The organism is Streptomyces sp. JLYT201 (genome assembly GCF_059448825.1).
Window position 1 is genome coordinate 4,215,931 of the sequence record NZ_CM182551.1, and the last position, 21,464, is coordinate 4,237,394.

At 72.8% G+C, this 21,464-nt stretch carries 21 protein-coding genes; 9 read left to right on the forward strand and 12 right to left on the reverse strand.

What is annotated here, in order from left to right; all coding sequences use genetic code 11:
• Nucleotides 1-2: 2 nt before the first annotated feature.
• Genes AC5WAM_RS17120 through AC5WAM_RS17155 form a run of 8 tightly spaced genes read right to left on the reverse strand, consistent with a single transcriptional unit; the run spans nt 3 to nt 6,961 of the window.
• The gene (locus AC5WAM_RS17120; RefSeq protein ID WP_495523059.1) at nt 3-1,997 is read right to left on the reverse strand and encodes an NADH-quinone oxidoreductase subunit 5 family protein; all 1,995 of its coding nucleotides are present in this window, start codon (nt 1,995-1,997) and stop codon (nt 3-5) included.
• Entirely contained in the window at nt 1,994-2,428 is a 435-nt protein-coding gene (gene nuoK, locus AC5WAM_RS17125; protein ID WP_366789117.1) for an NADH-quinone oxidoreductase subunit NuoK, read from the reverse strand. Before nuoK ends, AC5WAM_RS17120 begins: the two co-directional genes overlap by 4 nt.
• Nucleotides 2,428-3,066, reverse strand: coding sequence for an NADH-quinone oxidoreductase subunit J family protein (locus tag AC5WAM_RS17130; RefSeq protein ID WP_495523060.1), 639 nt, complete (start codon nt 3,064-3,066; stop codon nt 2,428-2,430). Before AC5WAM_RS17130 ends, nuoK begins: the two co-directional genes overlap by 1 nt.
• The gene (locus tag AC5WAM_RS17135; protein ID WP_366789115.1) at nt 3,063-3,629 is read right to left on the reverse strand and encodes a NuoI/complex I 23 kDa subunit family protein; all 567 of its coding nucleotides are present in this window, start codon (nt 3,627-3,629) and stop codon (nt 3,063-3,065) included. The genes AC5WAM_RS17130 and AC5WAM_RS17135 overlap by 4 nt, the downstream gene beginning before the upstream one ends.
• 56 nt (nt 3,630-3,685) lie before the next feature.
• On the reverse strand, nt 3,686-4,654 hold the full coding sequence (locus AC5WAM_RS17140; RefSeq protein ID WP_495523061.1) for a complex I subunit 1/NuoH family protein: 969 nt from the start codon (nt 4,652-4,654) through the stop codon (nt 3,686-3,688).
• Nucleotides 4,651-5,889, reverse strand: coding sequence for an NADH-quinone oxidoreductase subunit C (locus AC5WAM_RS17145; protein WP_495523062.1), 1,239 nt, complete (start codon nt 5,887-5,889; stop codon nt 4,651-4,653). Before AC5WAM_RS17145 ends, AC5WAM_RS17140 begins: the two co-directional genes overlap by 4 nt.
• Nucleotides 5,886-6,578 (reverse strand): NADH-quinone oxidoreductase subunit B, encoded by a 693-nt coding sequence (locus AC5WAM_RS17150; RefSeq protein ID WP_495523063.1) that lies wholly within the window; start codon nt 6,576-6,578, stop codon nt 5,886-5,888. Before AC5WAM_RS17150 ends, AC5WAM_RS17145 begins: the two co-directional genes overlap by 4 nt.
• Nucleotides 6,569-6,961, reverse strand: coding sequence for an NADH-quinone oxidoreductase subunit A (locus AC5WAM_RS17155; protein WP_030684951.1), 393 nt, complete (start codon nt 6,959-6,961; stop codon nt 6,569-6,571). The genes AC5WAM_RS17150 and AC5WAM_RS17155 overlap by 10 nt, the downstream gene beginning before the upstream one ends.
• Nucleotides 6,962-7,209: 248 nt before the next feature.
• On the opposite strand from AC5WAM_RS17155, the gene AC5WAM_RS17160 reads away from it, so the two are divergent.
• The 5 genes from AC5WAM_RS17160 (at nt 7,210) to AC5WAM_RS17180 (ending at nt 14,434) form a co-directional block, all read left to right on the forward strand.
• Nucleotides 7,210-8,391, forward strand: coding sequence for a sensor histidine kinase (locus AC5WAM_RS17160; RefSeq protein ID WP_366789111.1), 1,182 nt, complete (start codon nt 7,210-7,212; stop codon nt 8,389-8,391).
• 217 nt (nt 8,392-8,608) lie between these two features.
• Nucleotides 8,609-10,000: a sensor histidine kinase gene (locus AC5WAM_RS17165; protein WP_495523064.1), complete on the forward strand. Its 1,392-nt coding sequence runs from the start codon at nt 8,609-8,611 to the stop codon at nt 9,998-10,000.
• 327 nt (nt 10,001-10,327) lie between these two features.
• Nucleotides 10,328-11,035, forward strand: coding sequence for a response regulator transcription factor (locus AC5WAM_RS17170; RefSeq protein WP_216677688.1), 708 nt, complete (start codon nt 10,328-10,330; stop codon nt 11,033-11,035).
• A gap of 392 nt (nt 11,036-11,427) precedes the next feature.
• Entirely contained in the window at nt 11,428-13,359 is a 1,932-nt protein-coding gene (locus AC5WAM_RS17175) for a 2-oxoacid:acceptor oxidoreductase subunit alpha (protein WP_366789109.1), read from the forward strand.
• Complete coding sequence (locus tag AC5WAM_RS17180; protein ID WP_366789108.1) at nt 13,352-14,434, forward strand: 2-oxoacid:ferredoxin oxidoreductase subunit beta; 1,083 nt, start codon at nt 13,352-13,354, stop codon at nt 14,432-14,434. The genes AC5WAM_RS17175 and AC5WAM_RS17180 overlap by 8 nt, the downstream gene beginning before the upstream one ends.
• 74 nt (nt 14,435-14,508) lie before the next feature.
• On the opposite strand, the gene AC5WAM_RS17185 is transcribed toward AC5WAM_RS17180, so the two are convergent.
• Nucleotides 14,509-14,895, reverse strand: a complete 387-nt coding sequence (locus AC5WAM_RS17185; RefSeq protein WP_495523065.1) for a winged helix-turn-helix transcriptional regulator — start codon at nt 14,893-14,895, stop codon at nt 14,509-14,511.
• Nucleotides 14,896-14,997: 102 nt separating this feature from the next.
• On the opposite strand from AC5WAM_RS17185, the gene AC5WAM_RS17190 reads away from it, so the two are divergent.
• A complete protein-coding gene (locus AC5WAM_RS17190) occupies nt 14,998-15,858 on the forward strand; it encodes an SDR family oxidoreductase (RefSeq protein WP_495523066.1) in 861 nt (286 codons plus the stop codon).
• Between the two features lie 263 nt (nt 15,859-16,121).
• Nucleotides 16,122-17,042, forward strand: a complete 921-nt coding sequence (gene rarD, locus AC5WAM_RS17195) for an EamA family transporter RarD (RefSeq protein WP_366789322.1) — start codon at nt 16,122-16,124, stop codon at nt 17,040-17,042.
• Here rarD and AC5WAM_RS17200 read toward each other — a convergent pair.
• Entirely contained in the window at nt 16,996-17,862 is an 867-nt protein-coding gene (locus tag AC5WAM_RS17200) for an NmrA family NAD(P)-binding protein (RefSeq protein ID WP_495523067.1), read from the reverse strand. The genes rarD and AC5WAM_RS17200 overlap by 47 nt on opposite strands.
• Before the next feature lie 101 nt (nt 17,863-17,963).
• On the opposite strand from AC5WAM_RS17200, the gene AC5WAM_RS17205 reads away from it, so the two are divergent.
• Nucleotides 17,964-18,824: an AraC family transcriptional regulator gene (locus tag AC5WAM_RS17205; protein WP_495523068.1), complete on the forward strand. Its 861-nt coding sequence runs from the start codon at nt 17,964-17,966 to the stop codon at nt 18,822-18,824.
• On the opposite strand, the gene AC5WAM_RS17210 is transcribed toward AC5WAM_RS17205, so the two are convergent.
• Entirely contained in the window at nt 18,761-20,227 is a 1,467-nt protein-coding gene (locus AC5WAM_RS17210; protein WP_495523069.1) for an MFS transporter, read from the reverse strand. The two genes, AC5WAM_RS17205 and AC5WAM_RS17210, sit on opposite strands and share 64 nt — an antisense overlap.
• Nucleotides 20,228-20,316: 89 nt before the next feature.
• Between AC5WAM_RS17210 and AC5WAM_RS17215 the strand changes: the two genes are divergently transcribed.
• A complete protein-coding gene (locus AC5WAM_RS17215) occupies nt 20,317-20,814 on the forward strand; it encodes a winged helix-turn-helix transcriptional regulator (RefSeq protein ID WP_495523070.1) in 498 nt (165 codons plus the stop codon).
• Nucleotides 20,815-20,826: 12 nt separating this feature from the next.
• Here the strand turns inward: AC5WAM_RS17215 and AC5WAM_RS17220 are convergent, their stop codons facing one another.
• On the reverse strand, nt 20,827-21,213 hold the full coding sequence (locus tag AC5WAM_RS17220) for a cupin domain-containing protein (RefSeq protein ID WP_366789102.1): 387 nt from the start codon (nt 21,211-21,213) through the stop codon (nt 20,827-20,829).
• Between the last annotated feature and the right edge of the window lie 251 nt (nt 21,214-21,464).

A 21,464-nucleotide genomic window follows, 5' to 3' on the forward strand; every position in this document is an offset into this window, starting at 1 on the left:
GCTCACGCTCCGGCGGTGGCGACGAGGACGGCGGCGACCGCCAGGACGACGGTGCCCGCGAGCAGCGCGCTCAGATAGGTCTGCACGTTGCCCGTCTGCGCGCGCCGGACGGCCGCGCCGAGCAGGCGGGGGGCGGCGCCCGCACCGCGGACGTACGTGTCGATGACCTCGCGGTCGAGGAAGCGGACGAGGCGGGCGCCCGCCCGCACGGGACGGACGAACAGGGCGGCGTAGACGGCGTCCAGGTGGAAGCCGACGGCGGCGTGGCGGTGCAGCGGGCCGAGCAGCAGACGGCCGGGGTCCGCCGGGTCGGGGGCGCTCGCGACGTCGCCGTACGCGGGGGCGTGGGTGGCGATGGCCTCCGCCTCGACCTCGCCCCCGTCGGCCTCGGGGTGGACGGCGACGGCGCCGATCGGCACGCGGGCCGCGAGGGCCGTGGTGTGCCGCCAGGCGCCGTAGGTGACGAGGGCGCCGACCAGGGCGAGGCCGGTGCCGAGGACGGAGGTGGTGAGCTTCGGGGCGAGCGCGTGGCCGTCGAACCAGTCCGGCAGGGTGCCGACGGCGAGGCCGAAGGCGAGTGAGGGGACGGCGAGCACCCAGAGCACGGCGGTCATCGTGACGGGCTGACGGCCGTGGTCGGGGGCTTCCGCTCCCTGCCCGTTGAAGGCGAGCAGCCACAGGCGGGCGGCGTAGGCGGCGGTGAGGAGGGCGCTGAGCAGGCCTGCGACGAGGACGATCCAGCCCGCCGCTCCGGGGACGGCGTCGGCGTGCCCGGTGGCCGCGTGCTCGGCCGCGCCGAGCACCGCCTCCTTGGAGAAGAAACCGCTGAACGGCGGGATCGAGGCGAGCGCGAGGAGCGCCACGGTCATCGTCCAGTAGGCGTCGGGGACGCGGGCGCGCAGGTTCCGCATGCGGGACATCGCGGCCAGGGAGTTGGTGCCCGCCGCGTGGATGACCACGCCGGCGGCGAGGAAGAGGAGCGCCTTGAAGGCGCCGTGGGACAGGAGGTGGAAGACGGCGGCACCTCGGTCGCCGACGGCGAGCGCGCCGGTCATGTAGCCGAGCTGACCGATCGTCGAGTACGCGAGGACGCGCTTGATGTCGTCCTGGGCGAGCGCGGCCAGGGCGGAACCGGCCATGGTGACGGCGGCCATGACGGCGAGGACGACCAGGGCAGCCGAGGAGGCGGCGAAGACGGGAAGGAGCCGGGCGACGAAGTAGACACCGGCGGCGACCATCGTCGCGGCGTGGATCAGCGCGGAGACGGGGGTCGGGCCCGCCATCGCGTCGGGCAGCCAGGTGTGCAGCGGGAACTGCGCGGACTTGCCCGCCACGCCCGCGAGCAGCAGCAGGGCGATCAGCGTCGGGTGGTCGAGGCCGCCGTCCGCGACCGTCGCGAGGACGGTGGTGATCCGGAACGAGCCGGCGTCGACGGCGAGCGCGAACAGGCCGATCAGGAAGGGGACGTCACCGAGCTTGGTGACCAGGAAGGCCTTCAGGGAGGCGGCGCGGGCCTCGGGGGTCTCCCAGTAGTGGCCGACGAGGAAGTACGAGCAGATGCCCATGACCTCCCAGCCGACCAGGAGCACCATCAGGTCGCCGGAGTAGACGACGAGCAGCATCGCGGAGGTGAACAGCGACACGAGGGCGGCGTACGAGGGGTAGCGCGGGTCGTCGCGCAGATAGCCCGTCGAGTAGATCTGCACGCAGGAGGCGACGACGCCGACGAGGACGGCGACGAGCGCGGCGAAGCCGTCGATGTGCAGGGCGAGGTCGATCGGCACCGAGCCGGTGGGCGTGAGCTGGGTGGCCGCGTCCACGGCGGAGTCGCCGCCCTGGCGGGCGGCCACGACGGCGGCGAGGACCAGCGACGTCAGGGTGGGCAGCACCGCGAGGGGCCGCACCAGGCCGGGGACGGTGCGGCCGAGCAGCAGGCCCGCGGCGGCGCCGAGGAACGGCAGGAGGGGGACGAGGACGGCGAGGGTGGTCGTGGTCACGCGGTGGCCTCGGCCTTCTGCGACTGCTGAGACGTCTGGGACTGCTGGGCCGCCTCGTCGGGGGCGGGCCCGGGCTCGTCGAGGGCGGCGCCGTCCGGGTCGTCGCCGTCGTCGTCGCCGTCGGGGTGTTCGGCGGTGTCGCGGAGGTCGTCGACGGCGGAGGTGCCCCGGTTGCGGTAGACGGCCAGGACGATCGCGAGGCCGATGCCGATCTCGGCGGCGGCGATGGCGATGGTGAAGAGCGTCAGGGCCTGGCCGGAGTGGAGCGTGTCGCGCAGCCAGACGTCGAAGGCGACGAGGTTGAGGTTGACGGCGTTGAGCATGAGCTCGACGGACATCAGGACCAGGATCGCGTTGCGGCGGGCGAGCACGCCGTACAGGCCGACGCAGAAGAGGAGGACGGCGAGGACGGCGGGATAGGCGAGGTGCATCAGCGGGTCCTCTCCTGCTGGGCCGTCGCGCCCTTCGGGGGCTGCGGGCCGCTCCGGCTCTTCGGGCCCCTCGGGGGCTTGCCGCCGGGGTCCTCCTTGGACTTGCGGGACAGCACGATCGCGCCGACGAGCGCGGCGAGGAGCAGCACGGACAGCGCCTCGAAGGGCAGCACCCAGTTCCGGAAGAGGAAGGCGCCGGTCACCTCGGTGGAGCCCTGCGGGGCGCCGTCCAGGTCGATCCACTGCGTGCGGAACGCGTCCACGACGACCCACACCAGGGCGGTGGCGGCGGCGAGGGCCACGGCGAGCGCGACCCAGCGGTTGCCGGAGTCGGCGTCCGGGGAGCGGCCGATGGGGGCCCTGGTGAGCATCAGGCCGAAGAGGAGGAGGACCACGACGGAACCGACGTAGATGAGGACCTGCACCCAGGCGATGAACTCGGCGCTCAGGAGCAGGTACTCGACGGCGAGCCCGCCGAGCGCCACGACCAGCCAGAGCGCGGCGTGCACGAGCTGTTTGGTGGTGACGGTGACGATCGCGGCGCCGAGGGTGACGAGGCCGACGAGGAGGAAGGCGACCTCGACGCCGGTCGGGGACAGGAAGCCGTGCGGGGCCGCGGCGGCGACGTGGAGGTTCACGCGTCCCCCTCGGGCTCGGTGGCCTGCTGTTCGGCGGCGGCCCGCTCGGCGGCGAGCTTGTCGGCGGCCTTGCGGGCGGCGGCCAGTTCCTTGGGTTCCTCGGCGGCGGGGTCGAGGGCGGGCGGGGCCGGGACGGTCCACATCCACTCGCGGAGCTTGTCGCGCTCGTGGGTGAGCTCGCGGATGTCGGTCTCGGCGTACTCGAACTCCGGGGACCAGAACAACGCGTCGAAGGGGCAGACCTCGATGCAGATGCCGCAGTACATGCAGAGGGAGAAGTCGATGGCGAAGCGGTCGAGGACGTTGCGGCTGCGCTCGCGGCCGCCGGGCGCGGCGGCCGGGACCGTCTCCTTGTGGGAGTCGATGTAGATGCACCAGTCGGGGCACTCGCGGGCGCAGAGCATGCAGACCGTGCAGTTCTCCTCGAACAGGCCGATGACGCCGCGGGTGCGGGGCGCCAGGTCGGGCTGGACGTCGGGGTACTGCTCGGTGACGGACTTCCGCGTCATCGTGCGGAGGGTGACGGCGAGGCCCTTGGCCAGGCCGGATCCGGGGACGGACATGCGGGGCCGCCCGGAGGGCGTCGTTGAGGGGCGGTGGTCGGGTGACGGGCGGGCCATTAGTCGATCGCCACCTTCACGATTCCGGTGAGCGCGATCTGCGCCAGGGCGAGCGGGACGAGGAGGGTCCAGGAGAGCTTCTGGAGCTGGTCCTCGCGGAGCCGGGGGTAGGTGACGCGCAGCCAGATGACGACGAAGGCGAGGAGGCCGGTCTTCAGGAGGGTCCACACCCAGCCGAGGCCGTCGGCGCCCCCGGGGCCGTGCCAGCCGCCGAGGAAGAGGACGGTGGTGAGGCCGCACAGGACGACGATCCCGGCATACTCGGCGAGGAGGAACAGCGCGAAGCGCAGTCCGGTGTACTCGGTGTACGCGCCGAAGATGATCTCGGAGTCGGCGACCGGCATGTCGAAGGGCGGGCGCTGGAGTTCGGCGAGCCCGGCCACGAAGAAGACCACGGCGCCGACGATCTGCCAGGGCAGCCACCACCACTCGAAGGCGTTGAGGATGCCGGGCAGCGAGACCGTGCCCGCGGCCATCGCGACGGAGGCGGCGGCGAGCAGCATCGGCAGTTCGTACGCCAGCAGCTGGGCCGCGGTGCGCAGGCCGCCGAGCAGGGAGAACTTGTTGGCCGAGGCCCAGCCCGCCATCAGCGAGCCCAGGACGCCGACGCCCATCACGGCGAGGACGAAGAAGATGCCCGCGTCGACGACCTGGCCGACGGCGCCCTCCTGTGGGCCGATGGGGATGGCGACGAGGACCAGGAGGTAGGGCAGCAGGGCGACGGCCGGGGCGAGCTGGAAGATGCGGCGGTCCGCGTCGGCGGGGACGACGTCTTCCTTCTGCGCGAACTTCACGCCGTCGGCGACGAGCTGGGCCCAGCCGTGGAAGCCGCCCGCGTACATGGGGCCGAGGCGGCCCTGCATGTGGGCCATCACCTTGTGCTCGGTCTGGCCGACGATCAGGGGCAGGGCGAGGAAGGCGACGAAGACGACGAGGAGTCGCAGGGTGACGTCGAGGGCGTCGTTCACTGCGTGCCTCCTTCGGTGCCGGTGTCCGGGGCGGTCCCGGTGTCCCGGGTGACCCCTGTGTCTCGGGCGGTCCCTGTCTCCCGGGCGTTGCCGGTTTCCCCGTTGCCTCCGGTGGTCCCGGAGTCCTCTTCGTTCGCCGTGTTCTCTGTGGTCTCTGCGTTCTCTGTGGTCCCTGCCGGTGCCCGGGTCTCTGCCGGGGCCGGGGGCTCCGCCGGTGCCGGGGGCTCTGCCGGGGCCGGAGGCTCCTCCGGGGCCGTACGAGGTTTCCGCTCGGGTTCCCGCTTCGGTGTGTCGAAGGCCGGGCGGGCGTGGTGCCACGGGGCGTCGGAGGCGCGCGGCGCGGGCTGCGGCTTGTCCGGGGGCTGGGCGGCCGGGGCGGGGGCCTCGGAGGCAGGGGCCTCGGGGGGCTGGGCCGCGTCCGCCGGAGCGGGGGTCTGCGCAGCCGTGCGCTGCGACGCCGACCCCTGGCTCACGCTGCGCGCGCGGCGCGGCGGCCGGGCGGGTGCGGGGGCCTGGTCGGCGGCCGGGGCGCCGGTCGCCGGAGCGTCGGCGGCCGGCGCGGGGCTCTGGCTGGCCGAACCCGCGCTCGCCGTCCGCGTGCGCCGTGCGGGGCGCTCCCCCGCGGTCGCGGCACGGCCCGCGCCGCGTGCGGGGCGCGCCGGGGCGGCGGGCAGCTGGCCCTTCAGCGGGCCCCACTCGTTCGGGTCGGGGACGCCGGGCGGGAGCATCTGGCGCCGCTTGGGGCCGCCGTGCTCGGACTCCCCCGGTTCCTTCGCGCCGGGCCACGCCTTGGCCACGCGGGCCGCGAGCACGAAGTCCTTGCGCAGGGGGTGGCCTTCGAAGTTCTCCGGAAGCAGGAGCGGGGCCAGGTGCGGATGGCCCTCGAAGCGGACGCCGAACATCTCGTGGGTCTCGCGCTCGTGCCAGGCAGCGCCCGCGTAGACGTCGACCGCGGAGGGCAGGACGGGCGCCTCGTGCGGAACCGTCGTACGGACGAGGAGGCGCCGCACCGGGGACAGCGCCACCACGTGGCAGCTCACGCGGAAGCCGGTGCCGGGTTCGTCGACGGCGCTGAGCCAGTCGAAGTACGTGCAGCCGAGGGTGGACCGGGCGGTCCGCAGGGCTTCGGGCCAGGACGCGGACGGCACGTCCACGGTCAGGAGGTCGTACGACTCCTCGGCGGTCGCCTCCGCGCCGAACAGTTCCTCCACGGGGGCGGACAGCCAGCCGGTCATCTGCCGTCCTCCCCCGCCGAGGGCGCGGACTGCGCGGAGGGCCCGGACTGCGCGGAGGGCGCGGAGGGCGCCGGGGGCTCGGAAGGGGCCGGGGGCGCCGGCGGAGCCACCGGGCCGCTGCGCAGCGCGGCCGTGGACGGGCGCGCCCCGTTCGCGGCGTACCGCTCGCCGAGGGACTCCCGGGCGATCTTCTCCTGGAGCTTGAGGATGCCCTGGAGCAGCGCCTCGGGCCGGGGCGGGCAGCCGGGGACGTACACGTCGACCGGGATGATCTGGTCGACGCCCTTGGTGACGGAGTACGAGTCCCAGTACGGGCCGCCGCAGTTGGAGCAGGCGCCGAAGGAGATGACGTACTTGGGCTCCGGCATCTGCTCGTACAGGCGCTTCACGGCGGGCGCCATCTTGTCCGTGACCGTGCCGGAGACGACCATCAGGTCGGCCTGGCGCGGGCCCGGTGCGAACGGGATGACGCCGAGCCGGATGAAGTCGTGGCGGGCCATGGAGGCCGCGATGAACTCGATGGCGCAGCAGGCGAGCCCGAAGTTGAAGACCCACAGGCTGTAGCGGCGGCCCCAGTTCAGGACCACCTTCATCGGCTCGGGGGCGAGCCGGGACAGGACGCCCAGCTTCTTCGGCTCCGGGAGGAGCACGGGCTCGGCCGGCCCCGCGGGCTCCTGGTTCACGTCCATGTGAGGACGCCCTTCTTGTAGGCGTACAGCAGTCCCACGGCGAGGAAGCCGAGGAAGATGAACATCTCGACGAGGGTCGTCGCGCCGTAGCCGGACTCGGCGAAGACCGTCGCCCACGGGAAGAGGAAGATCGAGTCGACGGCGAAGATCACGTAGAGGAAGGCGTACACGTAGTAGCGCACCTGGGTGTGCGCCCAGCCCTCGCCGACCGGGTCCACGCCGCACTCGTACGTGAGGAGCTTCTCGGGGGTCGGCACCACGGGCCGCAGCAGCCGTCCGGCGCCGAAGGCGACGGCGACGAACAGCACGCCGACCACGGCGAGCAGTCCGACGACGGAGTACGACTCGTAGTAGCTCGCCGCGACGTACGTCGTCCCTGGCACGTCAGCCCCTCGCTCCCTGCACTCCGTGACTCGCCCTGTTCGACGATCTGTACGCACGGGAGTCTAGGGCCTGCTAAAGGCGAGGTAAGCAGACCGTCACGGAACGTCCGTCCGCGGGTCCGTCATCGGCCGGATCCGCCGGATCGGTCCGCCGGATGCACCACGGCGATCTGGTGGGGTTATCCAGAGTCCCGTTCGGCGGCCCCCCTCATGGCGCGGGCGGCCACACGCCGGGCACTCTTGCTCATATGACCCCACGTTCCACGTCTTCGCAGGCCACACCGGAGCCACTGCCGCCTGCCCGGTTCGCGTACGACGCGCACACCTGGAAGGAGATCCTGCACCTCCTGCTGAATCTCCCGGCGGGCCTGGTCGGTTTCACGTATGTGGTGACGGCGTGCTTCATCGGCGGATTCCTGTCGTTCACGGTCATCGGTCTGCCGCTGCTCGCGCTCGCGCTGTACGGGGCGCGGCTCTTCGGCAAGTTCGAGCGGGCGCGGGCCCGGACGCTGCTCGGCGTGCACATCGACGAGCCGAGCCCCATGCCGCTGAAGTCGAAGCGCGGCGGCGGGGTCCTCGCCTGGCTGTGGTCGACGCTGAAGGACCCGGTGGGCTGGCGGGCCGTGCTGTACGGGTTCATACGCCTGCCGTGGGGCATCGCGACGTTCACGCTGGTGCTGTGCGGCCTGTTCCTGCTCTGGCCGGTGCTGCCGTTCGTGGTGCGGGCGCTCGCCAACGCCGACCGGGCGATGGCCCGCGGACTGCTCTCGCCGTCGGACGAGCTGGAGCGGCGCATCGCGGAGCTGGAGTCGGACCGCGGTGTGGTCGTGGACACCGCGGCGGCGGACCTGCGGCGCATCGAGCGGGACCTGCACGACGGCGCGCAGGCCCGGCTCGTCGCGCTCGCCATGGGGCTCGGCCTCGCCAAGGAGAAGCTCCTGGAGGACCCGGACGCGGCGGCGGCCATGGTCGACGAGGCGCACGGCGAGGTGAAGCTCGCCCTCCAGGAGCTGCGCGACCTGGCCCGGGGCATCCACCCCGCGGTCCTCACCGACCGCGGCCTCAGCGCGGCGCTGTCCTCGGTGGCCGCCCGGTGCACGGTGCCGGTGAAGGTGACGGCCGATCTGCCCGCGCGCCCGGCGGCGGCGATCGAGGGCATCGCGTACTTCACGGTCTCCGAGCTCTTGCAGAACGTGTCCAAGCACAGCGGCGCCCGCACCGCGGGCGTCGAGGTGTGGCGCTCGGACCAGCGGCTGCTCATCCAGGTGCGCGACGACGGGCGCGGCGGGGCCAGCCTGGACGGCGGCACGGGCATGGCGGGCCTCTCCGAGCGGCTCGGCGCGGTCGACGGCCTGTTCATCATCGACTCGCCGCAGGGCGGCCCGACGACGATCACGGCGGAGCTGCCGTGGCGTGACCGGACGGAGTGAGGCGGGCGCGGCGCGGGAACCGCACCGGAGCGCGCCCTTCCGCCGACGGGGCCCACATCCCCCCGGAGGGTAGGGAAAACCCCCGGCCGAAGAGGCCGACGTGCTCCATGGTCCACCGCACGCCCCGGAGCGCACTCTGGGAGTACGACAAGAGGGAGCCCGCGCCGGTCACGGAGGGCCGGGAACCGCGCGGGACGAAGAGAAACGGACGGCAGCGATGGCCACGGACTACGGACAGGGGTACGGACGCCTCATGAGGAGCGACCTCGACGGCCGCTGGGCCGAGGACCACGGGGGCGACAGGGGCGACGGGGCTCGGACGGCCCGCCACCACCGCCTGCCGGTCTGGCTGCGGGCGCCCTTCGAGGGGCGCACCCTGCGGGAGTTCGTGTACGTGCTGCTCTCGATGCCCCTCAGCGTCATCGGCTTCTCCTTCGCGGTGACGACGCTCACGCTCGGCGTGGGCCTGCTGATCACGTTCATCGGCGTCCCCGTCCTCGCCCTGGCGCTGACCGCCTGCCGCGGCTTCGGGTCGCTGGAGCGGGCGCGGGCGCGGGCGCTGCTCGGCGTCGACGTGAAGGACCCGCACCCGCTCCAGCCGCGCGGCTCGGGGCCGCTGGCGTGGATGGGTGCCGTCCTGAAGAGCGGCGTCTCCTGGCGGCACGCGGTGTACGCCGTCATCCACATGCCGTGGGCGATCTTCGCCTTCGTGGTGGCGCTGGTCCTCTGGACGTACGGCTGGGCGATGCTCACGTACCCGCTGTGGTTCTGGATCTTCCCGGCGTACGTGGGCCAGGGCGGCATCCAGCTCTACGGTGACGCCACGCACCACATCTATCTGGACAACCCCTTCGAGATCGGGCTCACCGCGCTCACCGGTCTGCTGATCACGCTGGCCACGCCCTGGATCATCCGTGCCCTGACCACCGTCGACCGCGTCCTGGTCTTCGGGCTCCTCGGCCCCTCCCGCCTGGTGTCGCGCGTCGCGGAGCTGGAGTCGGACCGCGGTGTGGTCGTGGACACCGCGGCGGCGGACCTGCGGCGCATCGAGCGGGACCTGCACGACGGCGCGCAGGCCCGGCTCGTCGCCCTGGCCATGGACCTCGGCCTGGCCAAGGAGAAGCTCGCGGAGGACCCGGAGGCGGCGGCCCGGATGGTCGACGAGGCGCACGGCGAGGTGAAGGTGGCCCTCCAGGAGCTGCGCGACCTCGCGCGGGGCATCCACCCCGCCGTGCTCACCGACCGGGGGCTCGACGCGGCCCTGTCCTCCCTCGCCGCGCGGTGCACCGTGCCGGTGGACGTGGAGGTCGACCTGCCCGCGCGGCCCGCCGCGGCGATCGAGGGCATCGCGTACTTCACGGTCTCCGAGCTCCTGCAGAACATCAGCAAGCACAGCGGGGCCTCGCGGGCGTCCGTGGACGTGTGGCGGGCGGCGGACCGGCTGATGCTCCAGGTGACCGACGACGGGCGGGGCGGGGCCGACGTGGAAGCGGGGTCCGGGCTCGCGGGGCTCGCTGAGCGGTTGGACGCGGTGGACGGGATCCTCGTGGTGGAGTCCCCCGTCGGCGGCCCGACCCTGGTGACGGCGGAGCTCCCCTGGCGGGGCTAGCCCCCGGCCCCGGGCGCCATTCGGCGCGCCCCGAGCCTCGGCCCCGGGCCCCATCCGGCGCGCACCCCGAGCCCCGACCGGCGCACCCGCCCCACCCGCGCGCCCCGGCGGCCTGACCGGCGCGCCCCGGGCCTCGGCCTCCCCCGGGCCCCGGTGCCCCCCGGACCGGCGCGCCCCCGCGCCCCGCGCCTCCCCCTCGCACACCGGAGCGGCCGGAAAGCCACGCCCCGGACGGGCTTGATCTGCCCGTTCGGGGCGTGCGGCTGTTCGGACGTGGCCGGAGTCGGTCCCATGAGGGTCCGGATGCTGGGATGCTGGGGTCTGTCAATGGGGTGGGGACAGGCTGTGGGGGGCCGGAACATCGTGGAGGACAAGGTGCGGGTGGTCATCGCCGAGGATTCAGTGCTGCTCAGGGAGGGGCTGACCCGGCTGCTGACCGACCGCGGACACGACGTGGTCGCGGGCGTGGGGGACGCGGACGCGCTGATCAAGACGATCACGGAGCTCGCGGCCCAGGACGAGCTGCCGGACGTCGTGGTCGCGGACGTGCGGATGCCGCCGACGCACACGGACGAAGGGGTGCGCGCGGCCGTGAAGCTGCGCAAGAGCCATCCGGGTCTCGGCGTGCTCGTGCTGTCCCAGTACGTGGAGGAGCAGTACGCGACGGAGCTGCTCGCGGGGTCGAGCCGGGGCGTGGGCTATCTGCTCAAGGACCGGGTCGCGGAGGTCCGCGAGTTCGTGGACGCGGTGGTGCGGGTGGCACAGGGCGGGACCGCGCTCGACCCGGAGGTCGTGGCGCAGCTGCTCGGGCGCAGCCGCAAGCAGGACGTCCTCGCGGGGCTCACCCCGCGCGAGCGGGAGGTCCTGGGCCTGATGGCCGAGGGGCGGACCAACTCGGCGATCGCGCGTCAGCTGGTCGTCAGCGACGGGGCCGTGGAAAAGCACGTCAGCAATATCTTCTTGAAGCTCGGACTTTCCCAGAGCGACGGCGATCACCGAAGGGTGCTTGCCGTGCTCACATATCTGAATTCCTAATTCCGTATTTCCGGTGTCCTTCCGGAAACGTCCGGCCCCATTCCGGGGCGTTCGGGATTCACCATCCACCCACCGCACTGACATCGTGTCAGGGGTGCCGGACGAGGTACTCCGACCAGGGCGGGGACGTCCCGGCAGCGGGACAGCGCCCAGCACAGGAGGGCGCCGGTCCTAGATCCGGCGCCCTAGAACCAAAGGATGAGCGGAGAGCGTCTTCATGAGAGGCCGGGGGGCGAGGCAGAACGTGATAAATCAGGGCATCAAGCTGTCTCAAAGGTGCGTCCACCATGCGAGCGGCCCCAGGAAGGTACCCCTTACAGACGTAGGGTGGGCAGCGGGAGGGCAGGGCTGCCTGCGATCCCGCACAGTCGCCTCGAGGGAGGTCCAGTTCAGTGACCAGCCAGGTCAGTAGCCCGGCCGAGCAGGCCGACGAAGCCGTAGTCGGGGAACAGCGCAGGCCCGCGGGCGAGAAGGACGTACGCCGTCTCGACCGAGTGATCATTCGTTTCGCGGGTGACTCCGGTGACGGCATGCAGCTCACCGGTGACCGGTTCACCTCCGAAACGGCGTCCTTCGGCAACGACCTGTCGACGCTGCCGAACTTCCCCGCCGAAATCCGTGCCCCCGCCGGCACGCTGCCGGGCGTCTCCAGCTTCCAGCTGCACTTCGCCGATCACGACATCCTCACCCCGGGCGACGCGCCGAACGTATTGGTCGCGATGAACCCGGCCGCCCTCAAGGCGAACATCGGTGACGTGCCGCGCGGCGCCGAGATCATCGTCAACACGGATGAATTCACCAAGCGGGCCATGCAGAAGGTGGGGTACGAGACCTCACCGCTGGAGGACGGCTCGCTCGACGGGTTCCAGGTCCACCCGGTGCCGCTGACCACGCTGACGGTCGAGGCGCTGAAGGACTTCGACCTGTCCCGCAAGGACGCGGGCCGCAGCAAGAACATGTTCGCGCTCGGCCTGCTCTCGTGGATGTACCACCGGCCGACCGAGGGGACCGAGCGGTTCCTGCGGACGAAGTTCGCCAAGAAGCCGGACATCGCGGAGGCGAACATCACCGCGTTCCGCGCGGGCTGGAACTTCGGCGAGACGACCGAGGACTTCGCGGTCTCCTACGAGGTGGCGCCCGCGGCGACCGCGTTCCCGCCGGGCACCTACCGGAACATCTCCGGCAACCTCGCCCTCGCCTACGGCCTGATCGCCGCCTCACGCCAGGCCGACCTGCCGCTGTATCTGGGCTCGTACCCGATCACGCCCGCCTCGGACATCCTGCACGAGCTGAGCAAGCACAAGAACTTCGGCGTGCGCACCTTCCAGGCCGAGGACGAGATCGCGGGCATCGGCGCCGCCCTCGGCGCTGCTTTCGGCGGCTCGCTCGCGGTGACCACGACGTCGGGGCCCGGCGTGGCCCTGAAGTCGGAGACGATCGGCCTCGCGGTGAGCCTGGAGCTGCCGCTCGTGGTCGTGGACATCCAGCGCGGCGGGCCCTCCACCGGCCTGCCCACCAAGACCGAGCAGGCCGACCTGCTCCAGGCGATGTACGGCCGCAACGGCGAGGCGCCGGTGCCGGTGGTCGCCCCGCGCACCCCGGCGGACTGCTTCGACGCCGCCCTGGAGGCGGCCCGGATCGCGCTGACGTACCGCACGCCCGTCTTCCTGCTGAGCGACGGCTACCTGGCCAACGGCTCCGAGCCGTGGCGCATCCCGGAGTCGGACGAACTGCCGGACCTGCGCGTGCAGTTCGCCTCCGGGCCGAACCACACCCTGGCGGACGGCACCGACGTCTTCTGGCCGTTTAAGCGGGACCCGAAGACCCTCGCCCGGCCGTGGGCGATCCCCGGCACTCCGGGCCTTGAGCACCGCATCGGCGGCATCGAGAAGCAGGACGGCACGGGCAACATCTCGTACGACCCGGCCAACCACGACTTCATGGTCCGCACCCGCCAGGCCAAGGTCGACGGCATCGCCGTGCCGGACCTCGAGGTCGACGACGCGACCGGCGACGCGAGACTCCTGGTCCTCGGCTGGGGGTCCACGTACGGGCCGATCACCGCCGCCGTGCGCCGGCTGCGCGCCGCGGGGCAGAGCGTCGCGCAGGCCCATCTGCGCCACCTCAACCCCTTCCCGCGGAACCTGGGCGACGTCCTGAAGCGTTACGACAAGGTGGTGATCCCCGAGATGAACCTCGGCCAGCTCGCCACACTGATCCGCGCCGAGTACCTCGTGGACGCGGTCTCCTACAACCAGGTCAACGGAATGCCGTTCAAGGCCGAGCAGCTCGCCACGGCTCTCAAGGAGGCCATCGATGGCTGACACCACGATCGAGGGGCCCACCGGCTCCGAGACGCTGCTGAAGCTCGTGCCCAAGGCCGAGGCCAAGCAGTCGATGAAGGACTTCAAGTCCGACCAGGAAGTGCGCTGGTGTCCCGGCTGCGGAGACTACGCGGTCCTGGCGGCCGTCCAGGGCTTCATGCCCGAGCTCGGCCTGGCCAAGGAGAACATCGTCTTCGTCTCCGGCATCGGGTGCAGCTCCCGCTTCCCGTACTACATGAACACGTACGGGATGCACTCCATCCACGGCCGCGCCCCCGCCATCGCCACGGGCCTGGCCTCCTCGCGGCGCGACCTGAGCGTCTGGGTCGTCACCGGTGACGGCGACGCCCTGTCCATCGGCGGCAACCACCTGATCCACGCCCTGCGGCGCAATGTGAACCTGAAGATCCTGCTGTTCAACAACAGGATCTACGGCCTCACCAAGGGCCAGTACTCCCCCACCTCCGAGGTCGGGAAGATCACCAAGTCGACGCCGATGGGCTCGCTCGACGCGCCCTTCAACCCGGTGTCCCTCGCGATCGGCGCCGAGGCCTCCTTCGTCGCCCGCACGGTGGACTCCGACCGCAAGCACCTGACCGAGGTCCTCCGCCAGGCCGCCGACCACCCGGGCACGGCCCTCGTGGAGATCTACCAGAACTGCAACATCTTCAACGACGGCGCCTTCGAGGTCCTCAAGGACAAGCAGCAGGCCGAGGAGGCCGTGATCCGCCTGGAGCACGGCGCGCCGATCCGCTTCGGCACCGACGGGTCCAAGGGCGTCGTGCGCGACCCGGCCACCGGCGACCTCAAGGTCGTCCCCGTGACCGCGGAGAACGAGAGCGACGTCCTCGTCCACGACGCCCGCGCCGCGTCCCCGACCACGGCCTTCGCGCTCTCGCGCCTGGCCGACCCGGACACGCTGCACCACACCCCGATCGGCGTGTTCCGGAGCGTGCAGCGGCCGGTGTACGACACGCTCATGGCCGACCAGCTCGACACGGCCGTCGAGCAGCACGGCAAGGGCGACCTCGCAGCGCTGCTCGCCGGCGGCGACACCTGGACGGTCGTCGGCTAGCCGCCACCGCCCGCGTACGGAGAGGCCCGGTCCTGAAAGGTCAGGACCGGGCCTCTCCGCATGCGCGCCGCGCGTCAGGCGCGGGCCGCGTCGTACCGCTCGCGCGCCTTCAGTACGTCGTCCATGCGCCGGTCCGTCCAGGCGGCGAGGGCCCTGACCTGCTCGGCGGCCTCGCGCCCCAGGCCGGTGAGGGAGTAGTCGACGTGCGGCGGGATGACCGGCCTGGCCTCGCGGAGCACCAGGCCGTCCCGCTCCAGGGTCTGGAGGGTCTGGGCCAGCATCTTCTCGCTGACGGTCCTGCCGGTCCTGCTGACCTCGCGGCGCAGCTCGCTGAAGCGGTACGAGCGCTCGGCGAGCGCGATCAGGACGAGGACGCCCCAGCGGCTCGTGACGTGCTCCAGGACGAGGCGGTGGGGGCACAGCTGCTCGGCGTCCGGCGTCCCACTATTGCTTACGGCCATGCCAGTACCTTACTTCAAAGTGGGTACTTACGGATGGTTAGTGCCCTAGCTAGGGTGAGTGCCATACCTCATCCCAACGGTACGTACAGGGAGCAATCACCCATGAGCATCGTCGTCACCGGAGCCACCGGACACCTCGGCCGCCTCGTCGTCGAAGGGCTGCTCGACGCGGGCGTGCCCGCCGACCGGGTCGTGGCCGTCGTACGGAACAAGGAGAAGGCCGCCGACCTCGCCGCGCGCGGCGTCGAGCTGCGGATCGCGGACTACAACGCGCCCGAGACCCTCGCGGGCGCCTTCGCGGCGGGCGACAAGGTCCTGCTCGTGTCCGGCAGCGAGATCGGGCGCCGGGTGCCGCAGCACCGGGCCGTCATCGACGCGGCGCGGGCCGCCGGGGTCGCGCACCTGGTGTACACGGGCGTCCTCGGCGGGCCCGACGCCGACTTCGACCTCGCCGCCGAGCACAAGGAGACCGAGCGGGCGGTGCTCGCGTCGGGCCTGCCGCACACGTTCCTGCGCAACGGCTGGTACCACGAGAACTACACCGAGCACCTCGCCCCCGTCCTGGAGCACGGGGCCGTCGTCGGCAGCGCCGGACCCTCGGGCCGCGTCGCCTCCGCCGCCCGCGCCGACTACGCCGCCGCGGCCGTCGCCGTCCTGACCGGCGAGGGCCACGAGGGGCGCGCGTACGAGCTGAGCGGCGACGTGGCGTGGAGCTTCCCCGAGTACGCGGCGGAGGTCGCGAAGGCCTCCGGCAAGGCCGTGTCCTACGCCGAGGTGTCGCCCGCGGAGCACCTGGCGGTGCTGGTGGGGGCGGGGCTGCCGGAGCCGGTGGCGGCGGTGCTGGTGGATGTGGACGCGGCGATTCGCCGGGGGCGGCTCGCGGGGACGAGCGGGGACCTTGCCCGGCTGATCGGGCGGCCCACGACTCCGCTTGCCTCGGCTGTTGCTGCCGCCCTGGCCTGACCGTCTCGTTTGCGGGTGCGGGCCGACGGGCGGGCTGTGCCCACCCGTTCCGCCCCTGGGCGGACCAGCTGCCCACAGCGGGGGGGAGGCAGGCGGGGGCCTGTCATGACCGTATGGCGATACGGGCATGACAGGCGGCGGCCGTGGGCGCTACCTTCGGAAGGCAGCGTGGGGCTGCCGGGTACGGAGGAGGAACTGTGGGACCTGCGCAGGCGAAGGGGGAAGCCCGCACAGGCCTCCTGAACGGCATCGCCGCCTACGGCATGTGGGGCCTCGTGCCCCTCTTCTGGCCGCTCCTCAAGCCCGCGGGCGCGGGCGAGATCCTGGCCCACCGCATGGCCTGGTCCCTCGTGGTCGTCGCCGTCGCGCTGCTCTTCGTACGCCGCTGGGCCTGGGCCGGTGAACTGCTGCGCCAGCCCCGCAAACTGGGCCTCGTCGCCGTCGCCGCGTCCGTCATCACCGTCAACTGGGGCATCTACATCTGGGCCGTGAACACCGGCCACGTCGTCGAGGCCTCCCTCGGCTACTTCATCAACCCCCTGGTCACCATCGCGATCGGCGTCCTGCTGCTCGGCGAGCGGCTGCGGCCCGTGCAGTGGGCCGCCGTCGCCGTGGGCCTGGCCGCCGTGCTCGTCCTCGCCATCGGCTACGGCAGGCCGCCGTGGATCTCGCTGTGCCTGGCCTTCACCTTCGCGACGTACGGCCTGGTGAAGAAGAAGGTCAACCTCGGCGGTCTGGAGTCCCTGGCCGCCGAGACCGCCGTGCAGTTCCTGCCCGCCGTCGCCTATCTGGTGTGGCTCGGCACCCAGGGCGACCTCGTGTTCGGCACGGAGGGCGCCGGGCACGCCGCGCTGCTCGCCGCGACCGGCGTGGTGACGGCGGCGCCGCTGGTCTGCTTCGGCGCCGCCGCGATCCGCGTGCCGCTGTCCACGCTGGGGCTGCTGCAGTACCTGGCGCCCGTGTTCCAGTTCCTGCTCGGCATCCTGTACTTCCACGAGGAGATGCCGCCGGAGCGGTGGGCCGGGTTCGCCCTGGTGTGGCTGGCGCTCGCGCTGCTGACCTTCGACGCGTTCCGCTTCGCGCGGCGCAACGCGGCCCGGGTGGCCGCCGCGCGGCAGGCCGTCCCGGCTCCCGCCGTCAGGCCCACGCACCCCGCGCCGCCGCCGACTTCACGTACGCGCTGAAGTCCCTCGGCGCCCGGCCGAGTACGTCCTGGACTCCCGTCGCGAGCGGCGAGAGGTGGCCCTCGGCCGTGAAGGTGAAGATGGCGGCCAGTTCGCGCGCCAGCGCCTCGGGGACCTCCGCCGCGCGGAGCTCCCCGAGGAACTGCTCCTCCGTGACCGCCTCGAAGCGCATCGGGCGGCCCGACGCCGCCGCGATCTCCGCGACCGCCTCGGCGTAGGTGAGGGCGCGCGGGCCCGAGAGCTCGTACACGCGGCCGGAGTGGCCCTCCTCGGTGAGCAGCGCGGCCGCGACCTCCGCGATGTCCTCGACGTCGACGAACGGCTCGGCCACAGCGCCGACCGGCAGGGCGAGGCGGCCCGCGAGCAGCGGCGCGTGGGCGAAGTCCTCGTCGAAGTTCTGCGCGAAGTTGTTGGCGCGGATCACCGTCCAGTCGACGTCCGTCTCGCGCACCACGCGGTCCGCCCGCGCCATGCCCGCGAGGAAGGACTCGCCGGACACCTCGATGCCGCGCCCGGACAGGACCACGAAGCGGCGCACGCCCGCCGCCACGGCCTGGGCCACGAAGTCGGCGACGGGCTCCGGCTCCTCCGGCGCGACCAAGTAGAGGGCGGACACGCCGTCCAACGCCGCCGCCCAGGTAGAGCGTTCGTTCCAGTCGAAACGGGTCTCGCCGGAGCGGGAAGCCGCGCGCACGGCGTGGCCCGCCGCGCGCAGCCGGGGCACGAGCCTGCGCCCGGTCTTGCCGGTGGCGCCGAGCACGAGGATCAGGTCGTCGGTACGCGGTGCCTTCTGGGGTGTCTGCTGGGGTGTCGTCGTCATGCGTCCAGCCAACCCCGGTGCCGCTCCCGGTGACATGGGCGTCCGTCTCGGCCCCATAGGCATCCGTCTTACCGGCCCGGACGGCCGTCTACGGTGGGGGCATGGACGCTCTGGGGGATCTGCTGCGCGGCATCCGCGCGGACGGCGCGCTGTTCGCTCGTACGGTGCTGCGCGGGGCGTGGGAGCCGGAGCGGACGGAGCCCGCCGCGCTGACCCTGGCCATGGTGTGGCGCGGGCAGGCACACGTCACGAGCCCGGGCGGGACGCGCACCCTGGGCCCGGGCTGCGCCGCCGTGCGCACCTCGGGCCCCTTCGGCATCACCGCCGCGGGCGACGCGGAGACGGAGCTGGTCACCGGCACCTACCAGTGGGACGGCAGCGGCGGGCGGCGGCTGCTCAGCGCGCTGCCGCCGGTGCTCGTGGTGCCCGGCGGCGAGGAGTGCCTGACGATCATCGGCCTGATCGCGGACGAGGTCGCGGCCGACCGGGCGGGACGCCAGTACGTGATGGACCGGATGCTCGACTGGCTGCTCGCCTGCACCCTGCGGGAGTGGTTCGACCTGCCCGAGTCCTGCCCGCCCGCCTGGTACCGGGCGCTGGGCGACGACGTGGTCGGCCCGGCCCTGCGCGCCATGCACGAGGAGCCGGGCCGGGCCTGGACGGTGGCGGCGCTCGCCGCGCGCGCCCGGGTCTCACGCGCGGCCTTCGCCCGCCACTTCACCGATCTCGTCGGGCAGCCGCCGATGGCGTACCTCACCGAGTGGCGCATGAGGCTGGCCGCCGAGCTGCTCGCCGAGCCGGGTGCGACGGTGGCGTCCGTGGCCGGACGGGTCGGGTACGCCGACGGGTTCGGCTTCAGCGACGCCTTCAAGCGGATCCGGGGCATCACCCCGAGCGGTCACCGCGCCTCGCTGGTCACGGGCAGGGCGGCGGCCGGCTCGGCGCTGCGGGCCGTCGGCTGACGCGGCCGCCCGCCGCGCACCACCCCGGCCAGGGCGACGGCCACGCCCACCAGGGCGAGGGCCACCGGCACCACGAGGGCCGCGCGGAAGGCGTCGAGCGAGTGCCCGGCCCCGGCCGTGCCGCCGTGGCCCCCGGCGACGAGCCCGTACACCGCCGTCACGCCCGAGACCCCGATCGCCGCCCCGAACTGCGTGGCGGTGTGCAGGATTCCGCCCGCGAGGCCCTGCTCCCGCGCGGCGACGCCGTCGGTCGCCGCGATCATCAGCGGCCCGTACGCGAGGGCGAAGGCCGTGCCCGCGATGAGCAGCGTCGGGAACATCGCCGCGTACGTCCAGTCCCTGCCGACCGGCAGGAACAGCGCGTACGCGAGGGCCGCGAGCAGGAAGCCGCCGAGGATCACGCGGGCGTGGCCGTAGCGGTTCACCAGGCGGGGCGTGAGGGTCGGGGCGAGCACCACGTCGCAGCCCATCACGACGAGGGCGATCGCCGTCTGCCACGACGACCAGCCGCGCAGCTCCTGCAAGTACAGCGTGAGCACGAACTGGAAGCCCATGAAGGCGCCGAGGAACAGCAGCGCGCCGAGCCCGGCCCGCACCACCGTGCCGGTGCGGAAGATGCCGAGGCGCACGAGCGGCACGGCCGCGCGGCGCTCGATGCCGACGAACGCCGCGCCGAGCAGCAGCCCGCCGAGGGCCGCGCCGAGCGTCAACGGCCAGCCGTCGAGGCCGTGTTCGAGCCGTACGACGCCGTAGGCGAGCAGCAGCATGGCGCCGGCGGCCGCCGCCGCGCCCGGCAGGTCGAAGCCGCCCGAGCGCAGGGTCGCCGACGCCTTCGCCGCGGGCGCGTCGGCCGCGGGCACGAGCCGGACGGCGGCGGCGAGGATCGCGGCGGCGAGGACGACCGGGGCGAAGAACACCCACTGCCAGCCGAGTTCGGTGAGCAGCCCGCCGATGACCAGGCCGAGCGAGAAGCCGCCCGCCGAGGTGCCCGCGAACACGAGCAGCGCCTTGTTGCGCTCGGGGCCCTCCGCGTACGAGGTGGTGATGATGGACATCGCGGCGGGCGTCATGAACGCGGCGGCCACGCCGGTCACGAACCGGGCCACGATCAGCATCCAGCCCTCGGTCGCGAGACCGCCGAGCCCGGAGAAGACCAGGAAGACGCCGAGCCAGGTCAGGAACATCCGCCGCCTGCCGAGCAGGTCGGCCGCGCGGCCGCCGAGCAGCGTGAAGCCCGCGTAGCCGAGGACGTACGAGCTGATCACCCAGGCCGCGGTGGCCGTCGACAGGTCCAGGTCGGACCTGATCGTGGGGATCGCGATCGCGAGCATCGCGATGTCGGCGCCCTCCAGGAAGATCGTGCCGCAGAGGACGAGCAGCAGTGCCCACGCGCGGGCGCCCATGGTGACTCCTCGATTCAACCCGTTGGTTACCCAACTGATGGCCGGTTCCTTCTTGTAACCAAGGCCAGCGTGCGGCAGCATCGACGGGCATGGAAGAAGGCACTTTGAAGTCACCGAGTAACTCCGGGAGCACCGTGCCTCACGACGCCGCCCGGGAGTACGGGAACGGGCTGGACTACGGGGACGCCGACCCCTTCCAGTGGGACACCCGCGAGGACTGCCAGGTGCGGCAGATCCTCGACCGGATCGCCGACAAGTGGTCACTCCTGGTGATCGCGCTCCTCGACCGGCGCCGCCTGCGCTTCACCGAGCTGCGGCGCGAGATCGACGGCATCAGCCAGCGGATGCTCACCGTCACCCTGCGTCAGCTGGAGCGCGACGGCCTCGTGCAGCGCACGGTCCACCCGGTGGTGCCGCCCCGCGTCGAGTACGAGCTGACGCCGCTGGGCGGCACCCTGCACCACACCATCCAGTCCCTCGTCACCTGGACCGAGGAGCACCAGAACGAGATCGCGGCGGCGCGGTCGTCGTACGACGCGCGGGCGGCGGACGCCGGGGCCGGGGGCGGCGCCGAAGCCGGGGCCTGAGGTGCTGGAGGGCTAGACGTCGAGGGCGTGGCCCGTGGTCACGTCCACGTGGCCGGGGACCTCGTCGTGGCGGTCCCCGACCGTCAGCGTGCCCGTGGGCTCGAAGAGCAGGATCCGGGTGCCGGGGCGCGCGGTCGGCTTGTGCTCGGTGCCGCGCGGGACGGTGAAGACCGAGCCCTTCGGCAGGGTCACCGTGCGCTCCCCCGCGGGCTCGCGCAGGGCGATGTCCAACTCCCCCTCCAGGACGAGGAAGAACTCGTCGGTGTCATCGTGCACGTGCCACACGTGCTCGCCCTCGACCTTGGTGACGCGTACGTCGTAGTCGTTGACGTGCGTGACGATACGGGGGCTCCAGTGCTCGTCGAAGGAGTCGAGTGCCTCGTCGAGAGCAATCGGCATACGCCTCTGAACTGCGGTTTCCATGGTCATGAGGCCATCGTGAACCTTGGCCCGCGCGGCCACGAGTGCTAGAAATCGCATATGGCGCAAGAAAACTCGCAGGGGCCCGGGGGCGGGCCGGGGCCTGGGGGCGGGGGCGGGCGGGCCGAGGGCGAAGCCGGGCGGCCGGGGGCCGGGGCCGGACGGCCTGGAGCCGGAGGCGGGCGACCCGGGGGCGAGGCTGGACGGCCCGAGGCCGAAACCGGGCGACC